At 40.9% G+C, this 25,327-nt stretch carries 23 protein-coding genes and 1 tRNA gene; 7 read left to right on the forward strand and 17 right to left on the reverse strand.

Going from position 1 to position 25,327, the window contains the following annotated elements; genetic code table 11:
* Positions 1 to 81: 81 nt before the first annotated feature.
* Entirely contained in the window at positions 82 to 1,251 is a 1,170-nt protein-coding gene (locus tag J8L85_RS05395; protein WP_211015288.1) for a FecR domain-containing protein, read from the reverse strand.
* Positions 1,252 to 1,343: 92 nt separating this feature from the next.
* Between J8L85_RS05395 and J8L85_RS05400 the strand changes: the two genes are divergently transcribed.
* Positions 1,344 to 1,877 (forward strand): RNA polymerase sigma-70 factor, encoded by a 534-nt coding sequence (locus tag J8L85_RS05400; protein ID WP_211015290.1) that lies wholly within the window; start codon positions 1,344 to 1,346, stop codon positions 1,875 to 1,877.
* A 181-nt stretch (positions 1,878 to 2,058) separates the two neighbouring features.
* Here J8L85_RS05400 and J8L85_RS05405 read toward each other — a convergent pair.
* The 5 genes from J8L85_RS05405 to dnaE form a co-directional block, all read right to left on the reverse strand.
* Positions 2,059 to 2,132 (reverse strand) — tRNA-Asp (locus J8L85_RS05405).
* Positions 2,133 to 2,204: 72 nt separating this feature from the next.
* The gene (locus tag J8L85_RS05410; RefSeq protein WP_211015292.1) at positions 2,205 to 3,134 is read right to left on the reverse strand and encodes a DUF58 domain-containing protein; all 930 of its coding nucleotides are present in this window, start codon (positions 3,132 to 3,134) and stop codon (positions 2,205 to 2,207) included.
* Between the two features lie 70 nt (positions 3,135 to 3,204).
* Complete coding sequence (gene trxA / locus J8L85_RS05415) at positions 3,205 to 3,522, reverse strand: thioredoxin (protein WP_047246489.1); 318 nt, start codon at positions 3,520 to 3,522, stop codon at positions 3,205 to 3,207.
* 97 nt (positions 3,523 to 3,619) lie between these two features.
* Positions 3,620 to 4,852 carry a multiheme c-type cytochrome gene (locus J8L85_RS05420; protein WP_211015294.1) on the reverse strand — a complete coding sequence of 411 codons (1,233 nt, stop codon included), beginning with the start codon at positions 4,850 to 4,852 and terminating at the stop codon, positions 3,620 to 3,622.
* A 32-nt stretch (positions 4,853 to 4,884) separates the two neighbouring features.
* Positions 4,885 to 9,321 carry a DNA polymerase III subunit alpha gene (gene dnaE / locus J8L85_RS05425; protein ID WP_211015296.1) on the reverse strand — a complete coding sequence of 1,479 codons (4,437 nt, stop codon included), beginning with the start codon at positions 9,319 to 9,321 and terminating at the stop codon, positions 4,885 to 4,887.
* Between the two features lie 552 nt (positions 9,322 to 9,873).
* Between dnaE and J8L85_RS05430 the strand changes: the two genes are divergently transcribed.
* From J8L85_RS05430 to J8L85_RS05445, 4 genes are all read left to right on the forward strand, one after another.
* Positions 9,874 to 10,470, forward strand: a complete 597-nt coding sequence (locus tag J8L85_RS05430; RefSeq protein ID WP_211015298.1) for a 30S ribosomal protein S16 — start codon at positions 9,874 to 9,876, stop codon at positions 10,468 to 10,470.
* 8 nt (positions 10,471 to 10,478) lie between these two features.
* Complete coding sequence (gene rimM, locus J8L85_RS05435) at positions 10,479 to 11,009, forward strand: ribosome maturation factor RimM (protein WP_211015300.1); 531 nt, start codon at positions 10,479 to 10,481, stop codon at positions 11,007 to 11,009.
* Positions 11,010 to 11,117: 108 nt separating this feature from the next.
* On the forward strand, positions 11,118 to 11,828 hold the full coding sequence (locus J8L85_RS05440; protein ID WP_211015302.1) for a methyltransferase: 711 nt from the start codon (positions 11,118 to 11,120) through the stop codon (positions 11,826 to 11,828).
* Positions 11,829 to 11,884: 56 nt separating this feature from the next.
* Positions 11,885 to 13,063, forward strand: coding sequence for an acyl-CoA dehydrogenase family protein (locus tag J8L85_RS05445; RefSeq protein ID WP_211015305.1), 1,179 nt, complete (start codon positions 11,885 to 11,887; stop codon positions 13,061 to 13,063).
* 313 nt (positions 13,064 to 13,376) lie between these two features.
* Here the strand turns inward: J8L85_RS05445 and J8L85_RS05450 are convergent, their stop codons facing one another.
* From J8L85_RS05450 to J8L85_RS05460, 3 genes are all read right to left on the reverse strand, one after another.
* Complete coding sequence (locus J8L85_RS05450) at positions 13,377 to 14,378, reverse strand: glycosyltransferase family protein (RefSeq protein ID WP_211015307.1); 1,002 nt, start codon at positions 14,376 to 14,378, stop codon at positions 13,377 to 13,379.
* A 16-nt stretch (positions 14,379 to 14,394) separates the two neighbouring features.
* Entirely contained in the window at positions 14,395 to 15,255 is an 861-nt protein-coding gene (locus J8L85_RS05455) for a UDP-2,3-diacylglucosamine diphosphatase (RefSeq protein WP_211015309.1), read from the reverse strand.
* 525 nt (positions 15,256 to 15,780) lie between these two features.
* Positions 15,781 to 16,656, reverse strand: coding sequence for a sugar phosphate nucleotidyltransferase (locus J8L85_RS05460; RefSeq protein ID WP_247656561.1), 876 nt, complete (start codon positions 16,654 to 16,656; stop codon positions 15,781 to 15,783).
* A 212-nt stretch (positions 16,657 to 16,868) separates the two neighbouring features.
* Between J8L85_RS05460 and hemN the strand changes: the two genes are divergently transcribed.
* Positions 16,869 to 18,230 (forward strand): oxygen-independent coproporphyrinogen III oxidase, encoded by a 1,362-nt coding sequence (gene hemN, locus J8L85_RS05465; RefSeq protein WP_211015311.1) that lies wholly within the window; start codon positions 16,869 to 16,871, stop codon positions 18,228 to 18,230.
* 25 nt (positions 18,231 to 18,255) lie between these two features.
* Entirely contained in the window at positions 18,256 to 19,077 is an 822-nt protein-coding gene (locus J8L85_RS05470) for a universal stress protein (protein ID WP_211015313.1), read from the forward strand.
* Positions 19,078 to 19,142: 65 nt separating this feature from the next.
* Here the strand turns inward: J8L85_RS05470 and J8L85_RS05475 are convergent, their stop codons facing one another.
* From J8L85_RS05475 to J8L85_RS17995, 8 genes are all read right to left on the reverse strand, one after another.
* Entirely contained in the window at positions 19,143 to 20,534 is a 1,392-nt protein-coding gene (locus J8L85_RS05475) for a Gfo/Idh/MocA family oxidoreductase (RefSeq protein ID WP_211015315.1), read from the reverse strand.
* 54 nt (positions 20,535 to 20,588) lie between these two features.
* On the reverse strand, positions 20,589 to 20,984 hold the full coding sequence (locus tag J8L85_RS05480) for a group III truncated hemoglobin (protein ID WP_211015317.1): 396 nt from the start codon (positions 20,982 to 20,984) through the stop codon (positions 20,589 to 20,591).
* 29 nt (positions 20,985 to 21,013) lie between these two features.
* Positions 21,014 to 21,511 (reverse strand): GTP-binding protein, encoded by a 498-nt coding sequence (locus tag J8L85_RS05485; RefSeq protein WP_211015318.1) that lies wholly within the window; start codon positions 21,509 to 21,511, stop codon positions 21,014 to 21,016.
* Between the two features lie 7 nt (positions 21,512 to 21,518).
* Positions 21,519 to 22,223 carry a sulfite exporter TauE/SafE family protein gene (locus J8L85_RS05490; RefSeq protein ID WP_211015320.1) on the reverse strand — a complete coding sequence of 235 codons (705 nt, stop codon included), beginning with the start codon at positions 22,221 to 22,223 and terminating at the stop codon, positions 21,519 to 21,521.
* A 3-nt stretch (positions 22,224 to 22,226) separates the two neighbouring features.
* Positions 22,227 to 22,673 carry a FixH family protein gene (locus tag J8L85_RS05495; protein ID WP_211015323.1) on the reverse strand — a complete coding sequence of 149 codons (447 nt, stop codon included), beginning with the start codon at positions 22,671 to 22,673 and terminating at the stop codon, positions 22,227 to 22,229.
* A 15-nt stretch (positions 22,674 to 22,688) separates the two neighbouring features.
* Entirely contained in the window at positions 22,689 to 24,107 is a 1,419-nt protein-coding gene (ccoG, locus tag J8L85_RS05500) for a cytochrome c oxidase accessory protein CcoG (RefSeq protein WP_211015325.1), read from the reverse strand.
* A gap of 69 nt (positions 24,108 to 24,176) precedes the next feature.
* Entirely contained in the window at positions 24,177 to 25,136 is a 960-nt protein-coding gene (locus J8L85_RS05505; protein WP_211015327.1) for a cbb3-type cytochrome c oxidase N-terminal domain-containing protein, read from the reverse strand.
* Positions 25,133 to 25,324: a cytochrome c oxidase subunit IV gene (locus J8L85_RS17995; RefSeq protein ID WP_047246469.1), complete on the reverse strand. Its 192-nt coding sequence runs from the start codon at positions 25,322 to 25,324 to the stop codon at positions 25,133 to 25,135. The genes J8L85_RS05505 and J8L85_RS17995 overlap by 4 nt, the downstream gene beginning before the upstream one ends.
* Positions 25,325 to 25,327 lie beyond the last annotated feature (3 nt).

Genomic DNA, 25,327 nt, shown 5'->3' on the forward strand with positions numbered 1-25,327 from the left:
TTTTGGGTGTCTTTGATTGTTAGTAAATAATTTATTAATGGTCGATTAGTAAAGGGGGAGTGCTCCAACACTTCCCTTTTTTTATTGGGTTATGGTAATTACATTTTGTTCAATTTTATATTTGAAAGGTGTACTTAGTGAAATCGTCTTTAAAATCGATTCTATGCCTTCGTTATCAAATTCGCCTTTATAAGTTTCTTCGTTTAAGCTGTCCAATTTGTTTATGAACTTTACATGATGCCTTCGTTCGAGCTTGGCCAAGATTTCAGAAAAAGTTAAGTTATCTATCACTAGCTTGTTTTGCATCCAAGCGGTATAAATACTGGTATCTACTTTTGACTTGCTAAAGTTGTTTCCGAACTTATCGTACCTGGCCTGAAAACTAGGTGTCAATAGCATGGCGTTTTCAGGAGTCCTGGTTTCGTATACACTTACCGAACCTTCTACTAAAGTGGTGGCGATTAAATTATCGGTCTCGTAGGATGATATATTAAACTTAGTACCAAGAACTTTAATGTCTACTTCTTGCGTGTTTACTATAAAAGGTTGTTCCTTGTTTTTGGCAACCTCAAAAAAGGCCTCTCCTTCCAGATAAACAATTCTTTCTTTATCTGAACTGATGAACTTTTGCGGAAACCGCAGTTTGGAACCAGCATTTAACCAGACCAGGGTGCCATCCGATAACTTTAGTTTAAAAGTATGGCCATAGGGGATGTAGATCTCGTTAAAAACGGTCTCGGTCTCCGTTAGTTTTTCCGTTTCGTTAAAAACAAGGGAATTACCTCCTTGGTTGGCAATGATGTTTCCTTTCGTATCGGTAACCACTTCGTTACTTTCAGAATTCAATATTTTGGTTGTTCCATCGGCCAGTTTAATTACAATTTCATTTCCCCTTGTCACTTTTGCGTCCTTGTCGGTAACGGTAATCGAAGGTTCAAAAACATCGTTTATAAGCTCTTGTTTTACTAAAATGCCAATGGCCAGTAAAATGACGATAACCGCAGCATACTTGAATACCGTGCGGAAGAGGTTAGAGGGCTGCTTTTTAGATTTTATCGTATTTAAGAATTTTTGATAAGCTAAATCGGAATCAAAGCTGTGTGATATTTCACGACCCGATTCTTTGATGCGGTTTTTAAAAAGGACCATATTGGCATCATCTTCCAATACCCACTTTTTCAAAACCTCTCTCTCTTTTGAAGAAATTGTTCTATTTATAAACTTATCTATCAGTAAATGATGTTTGATCATTCGATATCCTTTTTAACATAAAGATGCAGTAATCTTAAAAAACCCCTATGCGTTTTTAATTTTTTTTATATTTAACCTATATTCTGTTCAGAATGAACGAACAAAAATTAATTGAGAGACTTCGAAAAGGTAATGCCAGGGCATATCAATATATATTTTCGGAATATTATGATTGGCTTTGTAACTATATCTATAACCTTTGTAATGATCGTTCTTTGTCCGAAGATATTGTACAAGATGCCTTGGTTGGTTTTTGGGAAAAACGACAACAGGTTATTATCACTACATCTTTAAAAAATTACCTTTTTAGAACTTGCCATAACCAGTTTCTACAACATATCAGAAATAAAAAGATTTTATACGATACTTTGGATAAAATTAGATGGGATGTTATTTCGGAGGTAACTTTAGAAGATGATATCTACAACTTTAAACTGGACAAACTGAATAAACTTATAGATCAATTGCCACCAAGGTGCAAGGAAATATTTATTCAGAACAAATTGGAAAAAAAGAAGTATAAGGAAATAGCCATTGATATGGGAATATCTATTAAGACAGTGGAAAATCAAATGTCAAAAGCACTCCACTTTTTAAGGGCCAATGCCACTTCGTTTATGTTATAGATATTATAGAATATTTGCTTTCGCAGTTTGCTGGTTTGTCATAGTTCAAATTCGTTTGCTTGTCTATGATGAATCGGCGGAATGCCCTTTGTAGAAGACATCGTGGGAGGTGGAATAAATGATATATACGTAGAAGTTTTCCATAAACTAAAAAAGCCTCCGATTTCTCGAAGGCTTCTTGCGGTCTGGACGGGACTCGAACCCGCGACCCCCTGCGTGACAGGCAGGTATTCTAACCAACTGAACTACCAGACCGTGGCGTTTAGCGAGTGCAAATATACATCGCTTATTCAATTGCGCAAACATTTTCTTTTAATTTTTTTTCAATTATAGAAAATTGTTCCGTTCTACCAGAAAAGTATTCAATACGGTAGAAAAGTCACTTTTTACATCAATATCAATATATTTTATGCGGTATTGGGCACATTTCAGCTTTATATCATTGAAATATTGCGTAATACGCTGCTCATAGGCCTCTTTAATATTATCCGCGTATAAATCTAGATATTCACCTGTTTCAACATCTAAAAAGCGTTTGGGCGTATTGTCAAAATTAAAATGTAGCTCGTGCTCCTTGTCCATTAAATGGAACAAGACAACCTCGTGCTTGTTATATTTTAAATGCCTAAGGGCCTCAAATAGTTCCGCATCTTCTTTTTCTGTTTGAAACATGTCAGTAAACAAAAAGATAAGGCTTCTTCTTTTTATCTTTTCCGCTATCTGGTGTAGATAGGTATAGGTCTTGGTTTCTTTAGCGGGCTCTTTTGAGGTGCCTATTTTGCTAAGTTGTGCCAAGAGCATCTGAAAGTGGCGTTCACTGCCTTTTTCGGGCGCATAAAAATTGTAGTGGTCCGAGTAAACACTTAGGCCAACGGCATCTCGCTGTTTCTTAAGTACGTTCATTAGGGCGGCAATGGCCAAAATACCAAACCCTATTTTGTTGAGGTTGCCAATTTGTAGTTCGTTTACCTTGGGGTAGTACATGGAGGCGGAGTTGTCCAAGATCATGTGGCACCTTAAATTGGTCTCTTCTTCGTACCTCTTGGTGTAGAGCTTATCGGTCTTGGCAAAAAGCTTCCAGTCTATGTGTTTGGTGCTCTCCCCGTTATTATAGATCTTATGTTCGGCAAATTCCGCAGAAAAGCCATGAAACGGACTCTTGTGAATGCCGCTGATAAAACCTTCTACTACCTGGTTGGCCAAAAGCTCCAGGTTGGGGAAGAGTGCTGCCTTATTTAATTCTGATTGTAGGTTCACAGCAATAAAGATAAAATAAAAAAGGCCTGACTTCTGCCAGACCTTTCTAATAATATATTAAATTTTAACCTTATAGAAGTGCATCTATAGCGTCTGTGTACACTTTTTTAGGAGAAACACCTACTTGTCTGCTGGCTATCTCGCCATCTTTAAATACCAATACGGTAGGTATATTTCTTACACCGTACTTAGCGGCAAATTCTTGATTGGCATCTACATCGACTTTACCTACAACGGCTTTGCCTTCGTATTCGTTACTAACTTCGTCAATGATAGGGCCAACCATTCTACAAGGTCCGCACCAAGCGGCCCAAAAATCCACTACTACAGGTTTATCACTTTTTAAAACTACTTCGTCAAAAGTAGCATCTGTTATTTCTAATGCCATGATTATTGCTTTTAATGATTATGCAAATTTAGTCAAATATTATACAGTTTCCTTACAGGGCAAGTATTCGTTTTCGTTATGGCCCTATTGTTTTCTTCTATTCCTTGTTTTTTGGGGGTTCGCTTTCTTCCTTATAAATTGCTATATAGTGTGTTCGTACGCCAACGGGTACGGTATTTTCTTCTTTGGATAGCTGTACCTGCATGGCCTGTGAGGGTATTACGGGCATGTGACATTGTATACAGTTGTTGTTTTTTTTGCCCATATTGTTGTCAGGTATGCTGCATTCGACCGTAGTTTTGCTATGGCATTGCATGCATTTGGCATTAAAATAAGCGTGGTCGCCCCGTTGATTTTTATGTGGATCATGACAGGTGATACAATCCAACGAGGTAGACTCTGTAAAACATTTGCTGCTCGTGAGCAGGCCATATTGGTTTCCGTGAACATCTAGCTTGCTGTTGGGTCGGAGCGAATGATAATTTTTCGAGAAATTAGAAAGGGTATCTCCGGGTAAAAATTTAAAAGGGTTTTTAATCTGATTGTTTCTGAGTCCCGAATGGCAAGATGCGCAGAGATCTAACCTTTGCTGTCGAGATAGGGAAGCCATTTGTACCATAGAGGTATCGCGCAATTGTGGGTGGTTTCTTTTGTTTACAACATGTTGTTGGCCGGGCCCATGACATCTTTCGCAGTCTATACCCATGACCATTTTGGTAATGTCGTACTTGTTGGATACATCGGTGGGCCCCAAATTTTTGGCAAAGGTAACATGGCATTTAAGGCACTGGTCGTTAACGGCACGTAAAGGATTTAACCTATTGGTGTAATTGGGGCTGTTTATCCAAGAATTGGAGGGCACGTAGTAAGAGGCCTGTAATTGATAGAGTCCGTCTGGCTGTTGACTTAAGTATGATTGCCCCTTAGACCCTGAACCTATGATGATATCCATACTCCAATCAAACTCTCTATGGTCGCCATATTTTAATTTAGCATGTTGAAAAGGAGTACCGTTCTTGATAGTCATTAGCAAATTCGCATCTAAGAGCGATAGAGTGTTTTCGCCTTCTTCAAAACTGGCCTTTACCTTATCTAAGGTAGCGTAGGCAGAGGTGTTAAAGTGTGGGGTAAGAATATGTGATTCGTATACTTGTTGATGGCATTCCATACAAGTGGTGGATCCCACATAGCCGTTACCGTTAAAGTGATAGGCGATTACTTCGGGGTCTAAATAATCTACCTCTGGTCCCGAAAAATGGCGGTACAGTTTTAAGGTCACAAAAGCCGCTATCAGTAATGCGGATAGTACATAGATCGATTTTCTTTTCAATTTCTGCGATTCATTTGTGACCGTAATGTTTTCTAGTTCAATTTATAATGAATTTGTTCTTTTTCCAATTTTTTTAGCAGTTCAGTAGAAATTTGGACTTTTTGTTTTCTGCTGGATAACCTGATTTTTATCTGTTCTTGCATTTCATACACGACAAAGTTGAGTTGATGATCGCCCTTATGGGTAACCAGCGTATCCTTTAATTGCAGCACGTCTTCTTCTTTTAATTCGTCGATGTTTAAATTTATGGTCAACTTTTTTGCGTATGTTTCCATTACATCCTGCAGCAACATAAAACTATTGAACTGCATACGGGGATCTCCTTTTTTGCCCGTATCACGGTTTACCCATCCTTCACGAACATATAGTTTTACGTATACAAAGGAGTTGGTCATTAAAAAATGCCTGAACTTTAGGTACTCTTCCCCAAAGATCCTAAACTCAAAAGAGTCTGTGTAGTCTTCCATGGTAAAAGCGGCCCATCCCTTTCCGTTCTTTGATATTCTATGTTGCACGTCGGTGATGACCCCTGCGAATGTTAGCTCTCTGTTTACATAACTTGGTAGGTCGTTGCAGCAAGAAAGATTGGCGTTGCAAAAGGCATCGATCTCGGTTTTAAAATCATCCAAGGGGTGTCCGGAAATATAGATACCCACAACTTCTTTCTCTCTACGTAGCTTTTCCATGGTTCCCCATTCTTCACAGGGCGGAACGGTAGGTTCGGGGATAGTGACTTCACTGGCCTCGCCAAAAAGGCTTACCTGAGCGGAATTTTCGTTTTCTTGAAATTTGGCCCCGTACTTGATCACTTTTTCCAAAAAGGTGATTCCGTCCCCTTCATTATGAAAATATTGGGCCCTATGGGTGTCTCCCAACGAATCGAATCCGCCGGCAAGCGCTAGGTTTTCAAATGCCTTTTTATTAGCGGCCCTTAGATCGATCCTCTTGGCCATGTCAAAGACGGATTTAAAGGGGCCGTTTTCTTTTCGTTCCTCTACAATGGTGTCCACAGCACCTTTTCCAACACCTTTAATAGCGCCCATTCCAAAACGTACGGCACCGGCGTCGTTTACCGCAAACTTATAGTACGATTCGTTCACGTCAGGTCCAAGAACGTCGAGTCCCATACGCTTACATTCTTCCATAAAGAAGGTTACCTGCTTTATGTCGTTCATGTTGTTCGACAGAACGGCAGCCATGTATTCGGCAGGGTAGTGGGCTTTGCAATAGGCCGTTTGGTAGGCGATCCAAGCGTAGCAGGTAGAGTGCGACTTGTTAAAGGCGTAGGCGGCAAATGCCTCCCAGTCTTTCCATATCTTCTCTAGCTTGTCGACGGGGTGCCCTTTTGCGGAAGCCTGTTCAATGAACTTGGGCTTCATTTTGTCAAGTACGTGCTTTTGCTTTTTACCCATGGCCTTACGCAAGACATCGGCCTCACCCTTGGTAAAGTCTGCCAGTTTTTGCGAGAGAAGCATCACCTGCTCTTGGTATACGGTAATACCATAGGTTTCGGCCAAGTACTCTTCACAGGCATCGAGGTCATATACAATTTCTTCGGTACCGTGCTTACGGGCGATAAAGCTGGGTATGTATTCCATTGGCCCGGGGCGGTACAGGGCGTTCATGGCGATAAGATCTGCAAAGACCGTTGGTTTTAGCGCACGCATGTGCTTTTGCATACCGGGCGATTCGTATTGGAACACCCCGATCGTCTCACCGCGTTGGAAAAGCTCGTATGTTTTTTCGTCGTCCAACGGAAAATTTTCAGGATCCAGTTCAATGCCGTGCTTCGCCTTTACGATCTTAACGGTGTCCTTGATCAGGGTCAAGGTCTTTAATCCCAAGAAATCCATTTTTAACAGGCCTGCACTTTCCACCACCGAGTTGTCGAACTGGGTACAGTACATGTCGGAATCCTTGGCCAGGGCCACGGGAACGAACTTGGTAATGTCGTCGGGGGTAATGATCACCCCACAGGCGTGAATACCCGTATTACGCACAGAGCCCTCTAAAACATAGGCTTGGTTCAGGGTTTCCGATTCCAGGCCATCGCCCTCCGAAATGTTCAGGAGTTCGTTTATTTTTTCGAGTTCCTCGCTATTGAATTTGCTTCGCAGTGCCTTTTCGTCTACCCCGATTATCTTTTTCAGCTTTGACATGTTGGGTATGAGCTTTGCCATACGGTCGGCATCGCCCAAAGGCAGGTCAAGTACCCTTGCCGTATCCCGGATAGACGATTTGGCGGCCATGGTACCATAGGTAATGATCTGCGCTACCTGGTTGGCCCCGTACTTTTCTATTACATAGTCCATCACACGGCTACGTCCCTCGTCATCAAAATCGATATCGATATCGGGCATACTCACACGGTCCGGATTCAGGAAACGCTCAAAAAGCAGGTCGTACTTGATCGGGTCTAGATTGGTGATTCCCAAACAGTAGGCCACGGCGGATCCCGCTGCCGACCCACGGCCGGGTCCCACCGAAACATCCATGTTTCTTGCTGCCCTGATAAAATCCTCAACGATCAAGAAGTAGCCCGGGTAACCCGTTTTTTCGATAACCTTGAGCTCAAAATCGAGTCGCTCGTCTATTTCGGGCGTAATTTCCCCGTATCTCTTTTTCGCCCCTTCGTAGGTAATATGGCGCAGGTATTTGTTTTCCCCGCGTTTGCCACCATCCAATTTATCCTCTTCGAACTGGAACTCCTCGGGGATATCAAAAGCCGGTAAGAGTACGTCGCGCGCTAAGGTAAAGGTCTCTACCTTGTCTACGATTTCCTGTATGTTGATGATGGCCTCCGGTATATCCTTGAAGAGCTCCTTCATTTCGTCGGCGGACTTAAAGTAGTACTCTTGGTTCGGAAGGCCATAACGGTAACCGCGACCACGGCCTATGGGGGTCGATTGCTTTTCACCGTCCTTTACGCACAAAAGGATGTCGTGCGCATGGGCATTTTCTTTATTGACGTAATAGGTGTTGTTGGTGGCCACCAGTTTTACATGGTGCTTTTTGGCAAATTGGATCAATACCTGGTTGACGCGGTTTTCGTCTTCTTGTCCGTGCCGCATGATCTCTATATAGAGGTCGTCACCGAACATTTCCTTCCACCAAATAAGGGCTTCCTCGGCCTGTTTTTCACCTACGTTGAGAACTTTGCTGGGGACCTCCCCGTACAGGTTTCCGGTAAGTACAATAATGTCCTCCTTATACTGTTCAATGATTTTTTTGTCGATACGGGGCACATAGTACTTCCCTTCTACAAAGGCAATTGAAGACATCTTGGCCAGGTTCAAGTAGCCTTGCTTGTTCTTGGCAAGCATCACTATTTGGTAACCATTGTCTTTTTGTGATTTGTTGGTATGGTCTTCACAAACGTGAAATTCACACCCTATAATAGGTGTAATCTCGGGAATGGGTTCCGGCAGTTCGTGAAGTGGTTCCTCGCCTTCTTCTAGAGTGCCGTTTTGCGTAGCCTCGTAGCGTTTTTTGTTTTCCTCGTTTTTGGCGGCCACCCCCTTGTTATGGTTGAGAACTCCGTTTACAAAGTGAAAGGCCCCCATCATATTGGCATGGTCCGTCATGGCTACGGCGGGCATTCGCGCCTCTGCCGTTGCCTTGATCAGGTCAGGAATGCTGATGGTGGACTGTAATATGGAAAACTGGGTATGATTGTGCAAATGGGCAAAACTGGCCGACTCCAAGGTGGCCAGGTTTTCCTGTATCTCTTCTTGCGAAACGCCACCGGTATCCTTTTCCCATAGGGCGTCCGCTATTTTTTTTGAGGCCTGTTTTAGATTGATGTGCTTAAGACCGATGAGCTCTATCTCTTGCGGATTGGCCTCCGAGAAATTCTCAAAGTAATCGGGCTGCACATCCAATTGCTCGGCCGTGTACTGTCTTTTTCTGATCAGCTCTAAAAAACAACGGGTCGTGGCCTCAACGTCGGCCGTGGCATTGTGGGCCTCTGCAAAAGGTTCGCCGAACAGGAACTCGTGAAGCTCGGTCAGGGTAGGAAGCTTAAACTTACCGCCACGCCCACCGGGTATCTGGCACAACTGTGCCGTATGCTCTGTACAGGTATCCAAGACGGGCAGTTCCTGTAAGGGATTTTCAACGCCCATTCTATGGAATTCGGCCCCCATAATGTTCACGTCAAAACCAACATTCTGACCCACGATAAACTTCGTTTTGGCCATGGCGGCATTAAACTTCTCCAAGACCTCTGCCAAGGGAATACCATCCTTTTCGGCCAGCTCGGTAGATATACCATGGATCTTTTCCGCATCATAGGGAATATTGAACCCTTCGGGCTTTACCAAGTAGTCTTGGTGCTCTATTAGTCTACCCATGTCGTCGTGCAACTGCCATGCTATCTGTATACAGCGGGGCCAGTTGTCCGTATCGGTAATGGGAGCATCCCAACGTTTTGGTAATCCGGTGGTTTCAGTATCAAAAATGAGGTACATACTACGTGTATTTTTTATGCTGTTTTCCGAAAAAACGGAAAATATATAATTCGGGAACTAGTTTTGTAAGGAACAGATAAAATTACAGAAAACCTATGGGTTGGTAAAACCGATTTGCTACGAGTTATTAACGGTTTTTATTTTTGGCGATAGCCTTTATGGGTCTGATTAAATTTGATTTATTTTTTATGGGCATAGATTAAACAGATTATATAAAGGTATTATTGACAAAAGAGAAGAGAGTATTGTGTGCTATTGCAATTTTTAAAGGATAATAAAGTTTTGTTGTTGATTGTTATGAATGTTTTCAATACTCGGTTTAAACAACAAAGTTCTTTCTCCGATTTCCTGATCAGTGATCGGCGAACGTTCGTATTGCCCAGAATAGCAATGTTCAAGGTTTTTTATAAACTGTAAAAAAGATATTGTGTATTCGTGAAATTCAATTATATTTGCACCCGCTTTCAGCTGGGCTCAGCTCTCTGACGGCGAAAGAGTTAAAAAACTAGAATTAATAACCGAGGGTCGGGCACCCTACATAATTAATGTGATATGCCAGTTAAAATTAGATTACAGAGACACGGTAAAAAAGGAAAACCATTTTACTGGGTCGTTGCCGCAGATGCAAGAGCAAAGAGAGACGGTAAATTTTTGGAAAAATTAGGTATCTACAACCCTAATACCAACCCAGCTACTATTGAGCTAGATGTTGACAGTTCCGTAAAGTGGTTACAGAACGGGGCACAGCCAACAGATACTGCGAGAGCAATACTTTCTTACAGAGGAGTTTTATTAAAACATCACTTATTGGGCGGTGTTGCCAAAGGAGCTTTGACAGAAGAGCAAGCAGAAGAAAAATTCAAGGCTTGGGTTGCTGAAAAAGAAGCGGCTATCGATGCTAAAAAAGGCGGATTGAACAAAGCTAAGGAAGAAGCGAAAGCACAAGCATTGGCTGCTGAAAAAGTAATAAACGAAAAGAGAGCTGCCGAAGCTGCTGCTGCTGAACTTCCAGAAACTCCAGAAGGTGAGAGTGCCGAAGCAGAAGTAGAAGCTGTTGCCGAAGCTGCCGCTGAAGCGCCTGCTGCAGAAACTGCAGAAGAAGCACCTGCTGCCGAAGCTAAAGAAGAAGCTCCTAAAGAAGGAGAATAATTGTAACGATGCGAAAGGAAGATTGTTTCTACCTAGGCAAAATCGTTTCAAAATATAGTTTTAAGGGAGAAGTTCTTGTCAAACTAGATACGGACGACCCCGAGATATACGAAAATATGGAATCAGTATTTGTTTCTTTGGGAAACAATCTGGTTCCATTTTTTATTGATAAATGCCGTCTTCATAAATCGAACCTGCTTCGTATAGATTTTGAAGAGGTAAAGTCGGAGGCCGATGCGGATAGGATCATGCGTTCAGATCTATATTTGCCATTGACTATGTTGCCCAAGCTTACCGGTAACAAATTTTACTACCACGAGGTTATCGGTTTTACCGTAATGGACGATGTTCACGGTAATATCGGTACTATTCAGAGTGTGAACGATAGCACGGCGCAAGCATTGTTCGAGGTTCAAAAAGAGGACAAACAGCTTTTGATACCTATTAACGATGAGATCATTAAAAAAGTAGATCGCCAAAACAGTACCATAGAGGTTACTACGCCCGAAGGTTTGGTGGCCCTATACTTGGACCTCTAAAATTATACCGTTACAATTTTAGTAATTTAGGTTTTTCCACAGAATTACTTCCTATCTTTCTTGTCCGTCCATAAAAGGTATGACCTCTATAATCACGAAATATAAATAATGAAACCTTTTACTTTTAAACAGTTTAACGTAGCGCAAGACCGTTGTGCCATGAAAATAGGCACCGATGGTGTTCTCTTGGGGGCTTGGGCGCCTGTAAATAATGAGCCTGTCACTATTCTAGATATTGGTTCCGGTACCGGTGTTATAGCTTTAATGCTGGCGCAACGCAGTAATGCCGAGATTATAGATGCTATTGAGGTAGATGGGGACGCCTATGAGCAGAGCGTAGAGAATTTTGAGGCTTCTCCCTGGGGAGACCGTCTTTATTGCTATCATGCCGGTTTAGATGAGTTTGTAGACGAGATAGAAGATCGTTATGATCTTATTGTAAGTAATCCTCCTTTTTATGTAGAAAATGTGGATAGTGGCAGTGAATCTCGTGATCTGGCAAGACAAAATAGCGCGTTGCCCTTTGATGAATTATTGGAAGGAGTGGCTAAATTGTTATCGGAAAAAGGTCGTTTTGCAACGATCATTCCCTATAAAGAAGAAGCGCAATTTATAACTATGGCCTCTGACTTGGGGCTATACCCAAAAAGGGTTACCAGGGTGAGGGGAAATGAAGAAGCACCTATAAAAAGAAGTTTGATGGAATTTTCCAGAGAAGCGACCGAATTGTCGTACAATGAATTGACCATAGAGAAAGCCAGACATGTATATACCGATGAATATGTACATTTGACAAAGGATTTTTATTTAAAAATGTAACTTTTTATCTATGTAATGTTATATTTTTACTTTGGATACATTAAATATATATTGCTATGAAGCCCGATTTATTTGAAGCACCCGATTATTATCATTTAGACGATTTATTTTCAGAAGAACATTTGTTGGTAAGGGATGCCGCACGGCAATGGGTAAAGAGAGATATTTCCCCTATCATTGAAACCTATGCCCAAAACGCGGAATTTCCGAAGCAAATAATCGGTGGGTTGGCTGAAATAGGGGCCTTTGGGCCCTATATTCCTGAAGAATACGGGGGAGCAGGCTTGGATCAGATCAGCTACGGACTCATTATGCAAGAGATAGAGAGGGGAGATAGCGGTGTGCGTTCTACGGCTTCTGTGCAGTCGTCTTTGGTGATGTATCCGATCTATACCTACGGAACCGAAGAACAACGAAAAAAATACCTTCCAAAATTGGCAACAGGGGAGTTAATGGGGTGTTTTGGTTTAACAGAGCCGAATCATGGGTCTAATCCGAGCGGTATGGAAACAAAGTATAAGGATATGGGAGACCATTATCTTTTGAACGGAGCCAAATTATGGATTTCCAACGCTCCTTTTGCAGATATAGCCGTTGTTTGGGCCAAGAACGAAGAAGGTAGAATACATGGTTTGATCGTAGAACGGGGCATGGAAGGATTTACTACACCTGAAACGCATAACAAATGGTCGCTTAGGGCATCGGCCACCGGAGAACTGATCTTTGATAATGTAAAGGTGCCCAAAGAAAACCTGTTGCCCAAAAAGAGTGGATTGGGAGCTCCTTTGGGTTGTTTAGATTCTGCTAGATACGGTATTTCATGGGGCGCCATTGGGGCGGCCATGGATTGTTACGATACAGCATTACGCTATGCCAAAGAACGTATTCAGTTCGGTAAACCGATCGCCGCCACCCAATTGCAGCAAAAAAAATTGGCCGAAATGATTACCGAAATTACCAAGGCCCAGTTGCTCGCATTTAGATTGGGGCAACTTAAGAATGAAGGCAAGGCTACCACGGCACAAATTTCGATGGCCAAAAGGAATAATGTGGAAATGGCAATAAAAATAGCCCGAGAGGCCAGACAGGTTTTAGGAGGAATGGGTATTACGGGAGAGTATAGTATTATGCGGCATATGATGAATTTGGAAAGTGTTATTACTTATGAAGGTACCCACGATATTCACTTGCTGATTACAGGAGCGGATATCACAGGATACCAAGCTTTCAAATAAAAATAACTTATACTTAACATTGTCGAAAAAAAGACATATTACCTTTGCAGAGCGCATTTTGTAATGCATGTTTAGTTTGAGTTAGTTAGCTAAAGCCGATGGGAGCATCGGCTTTTTTTGTGCCTTACAATCACTGAAACAACTTAGGTCTTGATCAAGAACCTTTTGTGCCATTTACTAGAATGTTTAGCGGCACGCTTTTGTGTTTTAAAATCTATAGGTACTGGGCCAGAACTGGGTTGGCACCCTCCTGCCCACTCAAAATCTCCTTAGAGTGTATTCCTTTTTCACTTTAAGACAATTATAAGTTGTTTCAGGATCTTACGGCCGTACTTGTGCTTAAAAGACGTTGTACGATATTAGAGGTAATGTCCGGATAATCTACCTCTACAATTTTATCCGAATCTATCCAATGGCGTATTTTTTCCAAATGTTTTTCCTTTAGCGATTTTATAACCGGTACGTTCATATCTTTTAGGGCAGCGGCATTGCATTGCTGTTCATACTGGCCTTTCATGGGTGTTACCATTAATTTTTTTCGCATAAACAATGTTTCGGCCGGCGTTTCAAAACCGGCTCCGCAGAAAACACCCCTACTGCTTGCCATACTTTGCACAAAAGCTTCATTGGTAATAGGGCGAATACTTAGGTTTTTTGTAACTACCTCTTTTGTGTTGTGTTTAGAGAATACATCCCATTTAACATCGGGTAATTGTGATAAAAAATGAATTATTTTTCCATCGCTATAAGAAGGTAGGTATACGGTAAAATGGTCACCTGAAGAAGTGGCGATATTGCGAATGTCGTTTCTTATGATAGGGGTAAATATACTTGGTTCGTAGGGTTTAAAATGTAATCCGAATTGATGACTGCAGGGGGCATACTTTTGTAATATCCACCTACCAAAAGCATCTGTTTTTTTGGGTTTTGGTGCTTTTTTTGATAAAACCGCCGCTTGGTGGCTAAAACTAAAACAGGTTTTGTCCTGTAATTTACAGGCCCATGCAGAAATAGGTTCAAAATCGTTTATGACGAGGTCGTACTCTTGAACAGGTACACTCTTAATTTCTTTTTGTAGTCTTAGGGTGTTCGATTTTATGTAGGTTCTCCACATATCTACACCCCCCTTTTTTCCGAATATGAAACTTAGTCCCTTAAACCTATATTTTACCGGGTACGGTATTTGAATATCTGCTTGGGTACCACTTATGAGCACATCGAGAGATACGCCTTGGTTAAGCAATGCCGGAATAACGTCCTTGGCTCTGCTTAAGTGTCCGTTTCCCGTGCCTTGGATGGCATATAGTACTTTCATGATATAGGTGTAAAGGTTATTTGACTTTTAAAAGACCACTGGTCTGAAATTCGTCCATTAGGCTTTGAAACAGTTCTTCTTTTTCTAAAACCGGAAGCTCGTCATGGGTATCTTCTAATTTGTTTACGGTATTAAAATCTTCGTAGTACTTGTATAGTTGCCACTGCCCGTTGTTATATTCCAAGGCGGTTAGGTTTTCTATCCAATCTCCGGAGTTAAGATAGGTCACCTGTCCATGGTCCGTTTTAATCTGTCTTATTTCGGGTTGGTGTATGTGGCCACAAACCACATAGTCGTATTGGTTTTCTATGGCGATGTCAGCAGCGGTGCGTTCAAAATTATTAATGAACTTGACAGCTGATTTTACACCGTTCTTTATTTTTTTTGACATGGATATGGGACCCTTACCTAGTTTTTTGCTGATAAAATTAATGGCCCTGTTCAATAGAATTAAAAGGTCGTATCCTTTGGCCCCTAATTTTGCGACCCATTTAGAATGTTGCATCGTAACATCAAAAACATCTCCATGAAAAAACCAGGCTTTTTTACCGTTTAAGGGAAGAACTACCTTGTTTACGATATGTAATGATCCCATTTGAAAACCTGTAAATTTTCTCAGCATTTCATCATGGTTGCCCGTTACGTAATACACTTTTACGCCCTTGGCGATCCAATCCATGAACAGTTTGATCACTTTCATGTGTGATTTTGGCCAATACCGTTTATTAAACTGCCAAATGTCGATAATATCACCATTAAGAATTACCTGTTTAGGGGCAATACTCTTTAGGTATTTTAAAAGTTCTTTGGAATGACATCCATAGGTGCCCAAATGTATATCGGACACAACTAGAATATCTACGGGTCGTTTTTTCATTATAGAAGAAGCATTATTGTTGGGTAAGTATGTAACGCAAGAGGGTAGAAAGATAGGCCTGCAATGAAACCGGTTGTTTTTATCGAAAGGCCGTTCCGTTTAATTTTCATGTATAGAAAACCTCTGACAACAAAAGTGATCATTAAATGTAATATCGTAGTTACGGCTAACTTATGTTTTGGTTAGCGTATCGTTAAGTTTTATACGGGAATGTTAATGGGTGTTGTGTGTAATGAAATCTATAAAAATTGGGGTTAGGTCGGGCCATTGTCATAGATCAACAACAAAAAGAAGATGTTTCACCACATTATTGCCTTGTCTTGCAACAATAAGTTCGTTCTCTCTAGATTAGAAAGTACATTTACTATGTAATAAATAAGAAAAATAATTTTTCATTTTCATATAGTGTTCTCGTAAAAGAGTCCGATTTTTTTAAATCGGACTCTTTTTAGTTTTAATAGGTTTTGAACAAAAAAAGTAAGACCTAATGTGCCTTACTTCTTTATATAGGTTACTTGTTGTCTGCTACCACAAAGGGGTAGGGTAGAGGCCTTTTTCTGTTTTGTCTTTTAGGTTTGCCACCGCTTTTTCCTTGTCACTGGCATAGGTAACCCCGAACCATTCTCCTCCAGAGGGAATACATTTTACCTTGACTTCATTGGCCTGTAACATTTCTTGGATCATAAAAGGCAGATATAGCTCACTGTTGGCCACCTTGTCCTCGTCATTGATGAATACCTTTAATTCGTTGGTTATCTTATCGAAGATGCTTGGTCTGCATACCCAAAAATTCATACTTGCCTGTTCATCGCCTGTAAACTCCAACCCTGTATCCTCGTCTACGATCGTATCTCCTTTTTGTATAAGTTTCAATCTTTCGTTAACGGAAACCAAATCGTCTTGGTCTACCTTGCAAATTCCCCTTGAAACGGAGCCATGTTCAGATAGTGTGTCTTTTAACGTGTAACCCATCAAGGCATAGGCTTCATTGTTCGATTGTATAAAATCGGCCGCTTTTTTGTAGACAGATTGTCCGTAGTAATCATCGGCGTTAATGACTACAAAAGGTCCGTTGATGACATTTCTTGCGGTCCAAACGGCATGGGCGGTTCCCCAAGGTTTTTTACGTTCCCCTTCAAAGGTGGTGCCTTCGGGAAGATCGGTAAGCTCTTGTGCAAGAACACTTAACGTTATGTTTTTTGGTAAACGTTCTTTTAGGTGCTCCTCTAGAAAAGAAACGTTTTCTTTTTTTGTGATAACAACAATTTGTTCGAAGTTGTTTTGAATGGCATCATATATGGCGAATTCCATAAGAAATTCTCCTTTAGGCCCTAAATCGTCAAATTGTTTTAGTTTTCCATATCTGCTACCACTGCCGGCAGCCATTAATAATAATGTCATTATTTTTTATTTTATGAATCAAAAATAAGGATTGTCTATAAAAGAGTGGTACTTAAAAGGATGTTAGGTAAACATATTTGGCCAAACTTAACAATTAGATGATATTCTGTGGATTATAGTTTGGTACTGTTACAAGGGATCGTTCGAAACTGACAATTATCATATTTTTTGCGATCGGTTGGCATTAGGTTTGTTTGTGTTTAAACCATACTATGTTCAGTCTAATAGACAAATATAATATTCCGGGTCCCAGGTATACCAGTTACCCGACCGTTCCTTTTTGGGATGTCTCTTCTTTTTCTGGTAAAAAGTGGCAGGCAACTGTGAAAAAAAGCTTTTCCGAATCAAATGAAAGAGAAGGCATAAGTCTTTATATACACCTTCCCTTTTGTGAAAACATGTGTACTTTTTGTGGTTGCCATAAACGCATCACCAAAAGACATGATGTAGAGGTGCCGTACATTGAATCCGTTTTAAAAGAATGGTCTTTGTACTTGGATCTTTTTAATGAAAAGCCTATTGTAAAAGAGTTGCATTTGGGAGGGGGAACCCCCACCTTCTTTAGTCCCGAAAATCTAAAAATGCTGATCAACGGTATTTTTAGAAAAGCGGATAGGGCAGAGAACTATGAATTTAGTTTCGAAGGCCACCCCAACAACACGACCAAAGAGCATTTACAGGCTTTGTACGATGTTGGGTTTAGAAGGGTAAGTTATGGGGTGCAAGATTACAATGAAACAGTGCAAAGGGCCATCAACAGGGTTCAGCCATTTGAAAATGTAAAGAACGTTACGGAATGGGCCAGGGAAATAGGGTATACTTCTATAGGCCACGATATAATCTTTGGGTTGCCGCACCAGACTCTGGAGCATGTACTCGAAACCATATCAAAAACAAAATCTTTAGAACCAGATCGGTTGGCGTTTTATAGTTATGCGCATGTACCTTGGTTAAAGGGTAACGGACAAAGAGGATATAAAGATGAAGATCTGCCCTCTGCGGAAGAAAAACGGTTGCAGTACGAAACAGGAAAGATAGAGCTGGGCAAGGTAGGGTACGAGGAGATAGGAATGGACCATTTTGCACTAAAAACGGATAGCCTGTATAAATCGTTGGCAGAAGGTCGGCTACATAGAAACTTTATGGGCTATACGGCCTCAAAAACTCAGTTGATGGTAGGTCTGGGAGCTTCTAGTATCAGTGATAGTTGGTATGGTTTTGCCCAGAACGTTAAGAGTTTGGAAGAATACCAGCATTTAGTGAATAACAATATTATCCCAATTTTTAGGGGGCACATACTAAGTGAAGAAGATACAATAATCAGAAAACATATTCTTAATTTAATGTGCCAGATGGAGACCTCTTGGTTCAATGATGCCATGCAGTTCAGCGCATTGCCCATTGTAATGGAAAGGCTTAACGAAATGAAGGAAGATGGTTTGCTGGAGATGAATACGTATCAATTGCGAATTACCGAAAAAGGAAGGCCGTTCGTTCGAAATATATGCATGGCATTTGATTTAAAATTGCATGAGAAAACACCTGAGACAAGATTGTTTTCAATGACTATTTAATTGTTTAACCTAAATCTAATTTACTATGAAGAATATTATTGTTCCTATAGATTTTTCTAACACATCTGCATATGCATTAGAGGTTGCGGCCTCTATCGCCAAAGAGAAAAGTGCGACACTGTATGTATTACATATGTTAGAGTTGAACAGGGCTATGCTGACCTCTACGGAGGGTTTTCACCCAGAACAGACCGTTTTTCTGATAAAACTTGCGGAAAAGCATTTGAACGAGTTTTTAGACAAGCCTTATTTGAAGGATGTAAAGGTGGTTCCAATTATTAAACATTATAAGGTATTTGCTGAAATAGCCAATGTTGCCAAAGAGAAAGATGCCGATTTGATCGTGATGGGCAGTGAGGGCGCGGATGGTCTAAAAGAGATGTTCGTAGGGTCCAATACCGAAAAAGTGGTACGCAATTCAGATATTCCCGTATTGGTGATAAAATCTAGAATTTCTGATTTTAGTCCGAGGGAGATTGTTTTCGCCTGTGATCTTAAAAACGAAAATATACATGCCTTTCAGAGGGCAAAGGCCATAGCGGATGCTTTTTCTGCCGAACTTAAATTAGTGTATGTAAATACTCCCGGGGATGACTTTTTGAGTACTGCCGAGATTCAGGAAAAAATAAGGTCTTTTAGTGAGTTGGTGGGCTTTGATTTGCTCATTGCCATTTACAACGATTATAACGTAGAAAGGGGTGTTTTAAATTTTGGTATAGAAACAGGTGCCGACATGATCGGTGTTCCTACACATGGCCGAAAAGGACTTTCCCATTTCTTCATGGGTAGTATAGGGGAAGATATAGCCAACCATGCTTCTAAGCCGGTGGTGACCTTTAAGATTTAGTTTGGAGTAAATTTCCAGATTTTTTTAGTTGGTTAAAGAGGGTGTAAAACACCCTCTTTTTATGTTTAGACCAATTTCATTTTAGTGGGGTCCCAATCTACAGGTTGCTTTTTAAAGTAACTGTCATTGGCCAAAAGTGCAGCGCCCGCGGCCCTTAGACCAAAGGTTGGGTCTTGCACAACGTTTCCGTTCTCCCTAATGGCTGTAAAAAAGTTGTTGAAATGGTCGTAATGCCCGCCTTTATAATCTCTAGGAGCTTCCCAAGTGGTTTTTCCAGTGTTTAAGGAAGATGCTCTGGTCTCTAAGTTCTTTTCGGCATAACCGGCCCTGATCTTTTCTTGCATGGCCTCTGTAAACGAAACCATGGAATACCCTTGGGGGATCATGCTTAATTTGGATCTGGTAAGTGTTACGGAGTTTTGTCCTATTTCCATTTCCCCTTCTGTTCCGATGAGTTTAAAACCACCCCCACCGCCACTTCCGGCAATGAAATTAATACGAAACGCGGCGTTGAATGCCGTATGTGTCTCGGTTTGCGGATAATCGTAAAGAGTGATGGAAACATCGGGTACATCACGGCCATCTTTCCAATAACGTAATCCGCCGGTGGCCAAGGCCCTATTTGGACCGTGAGAACTGATTACATGGTTTAGGGTAGAGAAGGCGTGTACAAAAAGGTCGCCCGCTACGCCGGTACCATAGTCCTGATAATTTCTCCATCTAAAAAAACGTTTCGGCTCAAAGGATACTTTGGGGGCTTTGCCCAAAAAGGTGTCAAAGTCGACTGTTTTTGGATCCGCATCAGGTGGTATTGGGTATTGCCAAGCGCCTTCGGCGGAGTACCTGTCATTATACATGTCTAACATAACAATGTCTCCGATCGCACCCTCTTCATAAAGTTGCTTTGCCTTTTCGTTACCAAGGGACGACATTCCCTGGCTACCTATCTGGCAAATTTTTCCTGTTTCTTTTTGCGCTTTTATAATGGCCTGGCCCTCTTCGTATTTTTGAACCATTGGTTTTTCGCAATAAACGTGTTTTCCTGCTTTTAGGGCGTCTATGGTAATCTTTTGGTGCCAATGGTCGGGGGTGGCAATAATTACGGCGTCAACGTCTTTTCTTTCGAGTATTTTACGGTAATCGCGCGTAGTAAAAATAGAGGCACCCCATAGTTCTTTGGCGCGATCAAGGCGCCCAGTATATAGGTCACAGGCGGCCACTAATTTTACACCATCTACCTTTAAGGCCGATTGGGTGTCATAAATACCTTGTATGCCCGTGCCTATAAGTGCTAAGTTTATTTGATCGTTTGCACTAAAATTGGTTGTCGCGTACGCTCTGGATAGAAGTAACTTCTCTTCGAAGCCCGAAGCTAGTATAAACGGAGATGAAGTTACGGCAGCTGAGGTCAAGGTCGCTTTTTTTAAAAACGACCTTCTTGAGTTTTTTTTGTTCATGAAGAAATTAAGTTGGTTTTGGTATTCTTTCTAAGCTACTAAAAATATGAAAATTTACTTAGATGCCCTGTGTTCGTATATTTTCATGTACAGCATGGTATTCATTTTTCGAGCCCTATTTTTTGCTATCCATGCGGTATCGCCGGTAAAAAGCTCGTCTATAGTGGCAAACCAATGGTTAAGCCAAATACCAAAATGCTCCATGGTAATGGTATTGTTCATGATATCATCTGTTTTTTGATGGGCTTTTATAGGGTCGCCCGTATATTTTCTTTGTAAGAACAATTGGGTTTCCCAAAAATCTGTCAAGAGTTCTAGGTGGGTTTCCCAGTCTGTTACTATTTTATTGAAAATAGGGCCTAGGGTAGCATCTTTTCTGATTTTGGCATAAAATGAACGTACCAATAAAGATACGTCTTCTCTGTTTTCTATGGTTTGTCGGTTTTCCATGATTATAGCAAGTAAAGTGTTTTGGGCGTTTATTTATCCTTGGAGAGGATTTCCATCATAAAACCATATAGTTCGCTTATTTGTGGTTTTCCTTTTTTCTTTCCTATTCTACCAAAAATATATAAGGAAACCCAAACGATGACCAATAAAATCATGAATCCGATTTGCAGTCCATATGGTTTGTTCAAAGAGCTGTTTACATAGGCCCAGATACCAAAAATAATGAATAGGGTGGCTACTATTAAGTGCAAGAACATAAATAGGGTCCATAGCGTGGGGTTTGGACCAAAAAAGCCATAAATTTTTACGCTGTCGGTGCCCGTTTCGTCAATTTCTAGATGCAATTGTGGAGACCAAAAGTGTGTTTTTTCTTTTTTGAATTTGATGAACACATGATCGTCCAGACAGTTTATGATAAAAGGTTCTTTGGTAGTAGTGGAGAACCTTTGCAATAATATTGTTTTCTTCTCCAAGATTTCTAGTTGAAACCTTGGTCTAAGAACAATATCATTGGGTAGTGTTTTCATTATTGTTTCATGGGTGGCATTCTATTTCGGAAGAAACGACTTCTGTAACCGGTCGTGGCGATACGTACGGTATTCCGAGGCCAAGCCCCCTTAAAATAAACAAAAAACCCATAAGAAACACGAAAACAGGGATCAAACGTTGTATTCGCTGTTTTATGTTCGCCTTTAACAGTCCACTGAAATATACGGCGGAGGTCATTAAAGGAATGGTTCCCAGTCCGAATAGAACCATATAAAGACTGCCTTGTGCTACGTTGCCCATGGCAATGGCCCCGAACAGTGCCATATATACCAGACCACATGGAAGAAAACCATTAAGAAAACCAATGGTTAAAAAAGTATCCGCCGATTTTTTTTTGAATTCCTTACCAAGTCTGGTCTTTACTTTTGAAATTAGTTTATATACCGGTTTGGAAATATGATACTTGTTTAGGGTCTTTGCAGGAATCAATACCAGAATAATCATGATGGCCCCAATAGCGATGGACAATTTTTGTTGCATGCCAAAAACATACAGGCCTTTACCCAATAAGCCGAAAACAAGGCCAATGAGGCCATACGCGAGTAATCGCCCTACATGGTAGAGGGTTATCTGTCCAAATTTTTTGAAGTTGTTCTCTCTGTCTACCGGAAGCATAAAGGCAATGGGGCCACACATGCCAATGCAGTGAAGGCTACCCATAAGGCCTAATATGAGGGCGGAGAGAACCATAGTCTAATAGGTAATGTTTTCTTTGTGTAAATATTCTTTGTCTTGGTAGGTCCAAGCTACTTTAATGTCCCAGCGACCATCCAACAAGCGTTTGTCAGGTATGAGCAAATGGTTATCGGACAAACTTATAGGTAAGTTAAAATCCAACTGCTTATTAGATGGTCTGTATAGGGACACTGTGCCTTTTATTTTTTCGGGAGACAGGTTTTCTGGAAATTCGATTCGTAGTCCGTCCGATTGTTTTTTTACCTGTAATTGGGCAACATCCTTTGTAGAATTGTTTTGGGCGTCTATCTCTTTTTGATATTCAAGTTCTGCCTTGTAGTAGTCTTCAGTGACCAAATCGTGGTTTGCACGATTGTCGGTACTCATTCTTACTATAAAGAAAAGAATAAACCCTATAAATCCTATAAAGGCCAATACGATTGCTGTTCCCCAATTTATTTTCATAATAATGATTTTTAACTATTTATAGCTTCTAGGAGCCATGAAAGAGCATGTGGTGGTTTCTATCAGTTCATCTCCACTATAAACGCCTACTTTCAGTTTTTCCTTATCGCTCTTAACCGCTGCATTGTTGATCTCTATGAACAAGGTGCCTTCTGCAAGATCTTGGGCAGGAACTACAAAATTTTCGTTCCTTACCAGTTTTACACTGCCTTTGTGCGATAGTAGTTTAAAGTGTACGTCTGGCACATCTTTGGTCGTTTTGTTGACCAACTTATAGGTATAGACATTGCTGATGATATTGTTGTCTTTGTGTTCGTACAGCTGTCCTGGCAATCTTAAAATATTGGCTTCAAGTTCATTACGTAAAAATAACATACCCACCAATACCCCTATAAGAATAACAAGTACCGCGGTATAGCCTTTTAGACGTGGTGTAAATTTGAATTTTTCCTTTTTCGTAATCTCGTCCTCACTGGCATATCTGATCAAGCCTTTGGGAAGGTTTACTTTTTCCATAATGGTATCGCATTCATCGATACAGGCGGTACAGTTTACACACTCTAACTGAGTTCCGTTTCTTATGTCGATACCTGTGGGGCATACGTTTACACACTGTTTACAGTCGATACAGTCGCCATAGCCCAATTCTTTTCTGTCTTCGTTCTTACGCCATTTTTTTCTTCCTTTTTCACCCTCGCCTCGTTTATGGTCATAGGCAACAACAATAGACTTGTTATCGAGCAATACCCCTTGCATTCTACCGTAAGGGCATGCGATGATACATACTTGTTCGCGAAACCAGGCGAAAATAAAGTAGAAGACCGCCGTGAACACCAAAAGCGAGATCAGGGTGCTTATATGCTCGCCCGGGCCATCGGTTATGTAACGTATGAGCCTATCGCTTCCTATAAGGTAGGCCAAAAATATATTCGCTATCAAAAACGAAATGATAAAAAAGATGCTCCATTTAAGACCTCTTTTTCTTATTTTTTCGGCATTCCATGGTTGTCTGTCCAGTTTTATCTGAGCTCCACGATCGCCATCTATCCAGTACTCTATCCTACGGAAAACCATTTCCATGAATATCGTCTGTGGACACATCCACCCGCAAAAAATACGTCCGAAGGCAACAGTGAAGAGTGCTATAAAAATAACACCGATAATCATTGAAATAACGAACAAATGAAAATCTTGGGGCCAAAATGGAAATCCGAAGATATTGAACCTGCGTTCAAGTACATTGAACATTAAGAACTGGTTGCCATTAATTTTGACAAACGGGGCAGCAAAAAGAAAAGTAAGTAGCAGATAACTTACGTATTTACGATACTTATAGTATTTTCCACTCGGTTTTTTAGGAAAGACCCATGCACGTTTGCCTTCCTCGTTAATTGTTCCTATGGAATCCCTAAAATTTTCTTGGTCCTGTGACATTACTTTTTCTTTTTGCTGGTGTCGACCATTTGTTCGGCAATCAGTTTACTTATTTTTTAATTGTTTGTCTTAATTAATAGCGACTTCGTCTTCTGCTACCGTAACGGTAGAATCTATTACTTGTTCTACTTTTTCTTCCGATTGGGGAGCATCTGGATCTACCCAAACGTCACCTTCTGGATCTTTTGGATTGGCCGGTGTGCTTCCATTGATCTCTGTAAGTATATAACTGGCCACTTGGGCTATTTGAGCCGGTTTTAAGGTAGACTTCCATGAAATCATACCTTTACCATCTCTACCACCTTCAGATATGGTGTTGAAAACATTTTTAATGCCGCCACCGAGAATCCAATATTGATCGGTCAGGTTCGGGCCAATACCACCGCCACCGTCGGCCATATGACAGGCCACACAATTGGACTCGAAAATTGTTTTACCTGCAGAAATATCGGAAGCTTCCGTTAACAGGGTAACACTATTGGCATCTACCAAATCTTTGGCCGTTTTTTTATAGGCCTCTATTTCTATTTGAGCCTGGGCAACCTCTTGTTCGTATTCCAATTCTTGGTCGTAAGCATGAAAAACGTGAAAACGAACCAAATAGATAACACAGAAAAGAATAGTGGCATAGAACATATATACCCACCATGGCGGTAGCTTGTTGTCCAGCTCACGAATACCATCGTAATTGTGGTCCAGTATAATTTCTTCCTCGGCTTCTATAGGTTTTGATCCAAGGAGTTTTTTGTACATCTTTTTGCCCCAGCTCCATTCAAATCCTTTGTTTTTAGAAGCGATGTAACGTTCTTTTGCTTCTTCTGATAGTGTTTGGAACATTACATTTTCAATAGCCGCTAAGATCAGCTCTATACCTATAAGCAATAACAGTATAAAAACTAAAAACATTAACGCCATTGGATATGCTATGAATGCAGGCTGATCACCGGAGTCTATGAAATACTCCATCAGGCCAAAAGTCGTAAAAAAGAGTAGTGGCAGTCTAATCCACCAAGGTCCTAAGTTTTTCATAATTCATTATTTTGTTGGTTAGTGTTTTCTAAAGGAATCTCGCTAACCTCTTTGATGTATGATTTTGATGCGGTGAATACCCACCAAAACAATACGACGAAGAAGACGAAGAAGATTAATAGTGATATCATTGGATAGGTGGCTACACCCTCAATGTTTTCCATATATCCTTTTACGAATTTTAACATGGC

The organism is Maribacter sp. MMG018 (assembly GCF_018100785.1).
Lineage (GTDB): Bacteria > Bacteroidota > Bacteroidia > Flavobacteriales > Flavobacteriaceae > Maribacter.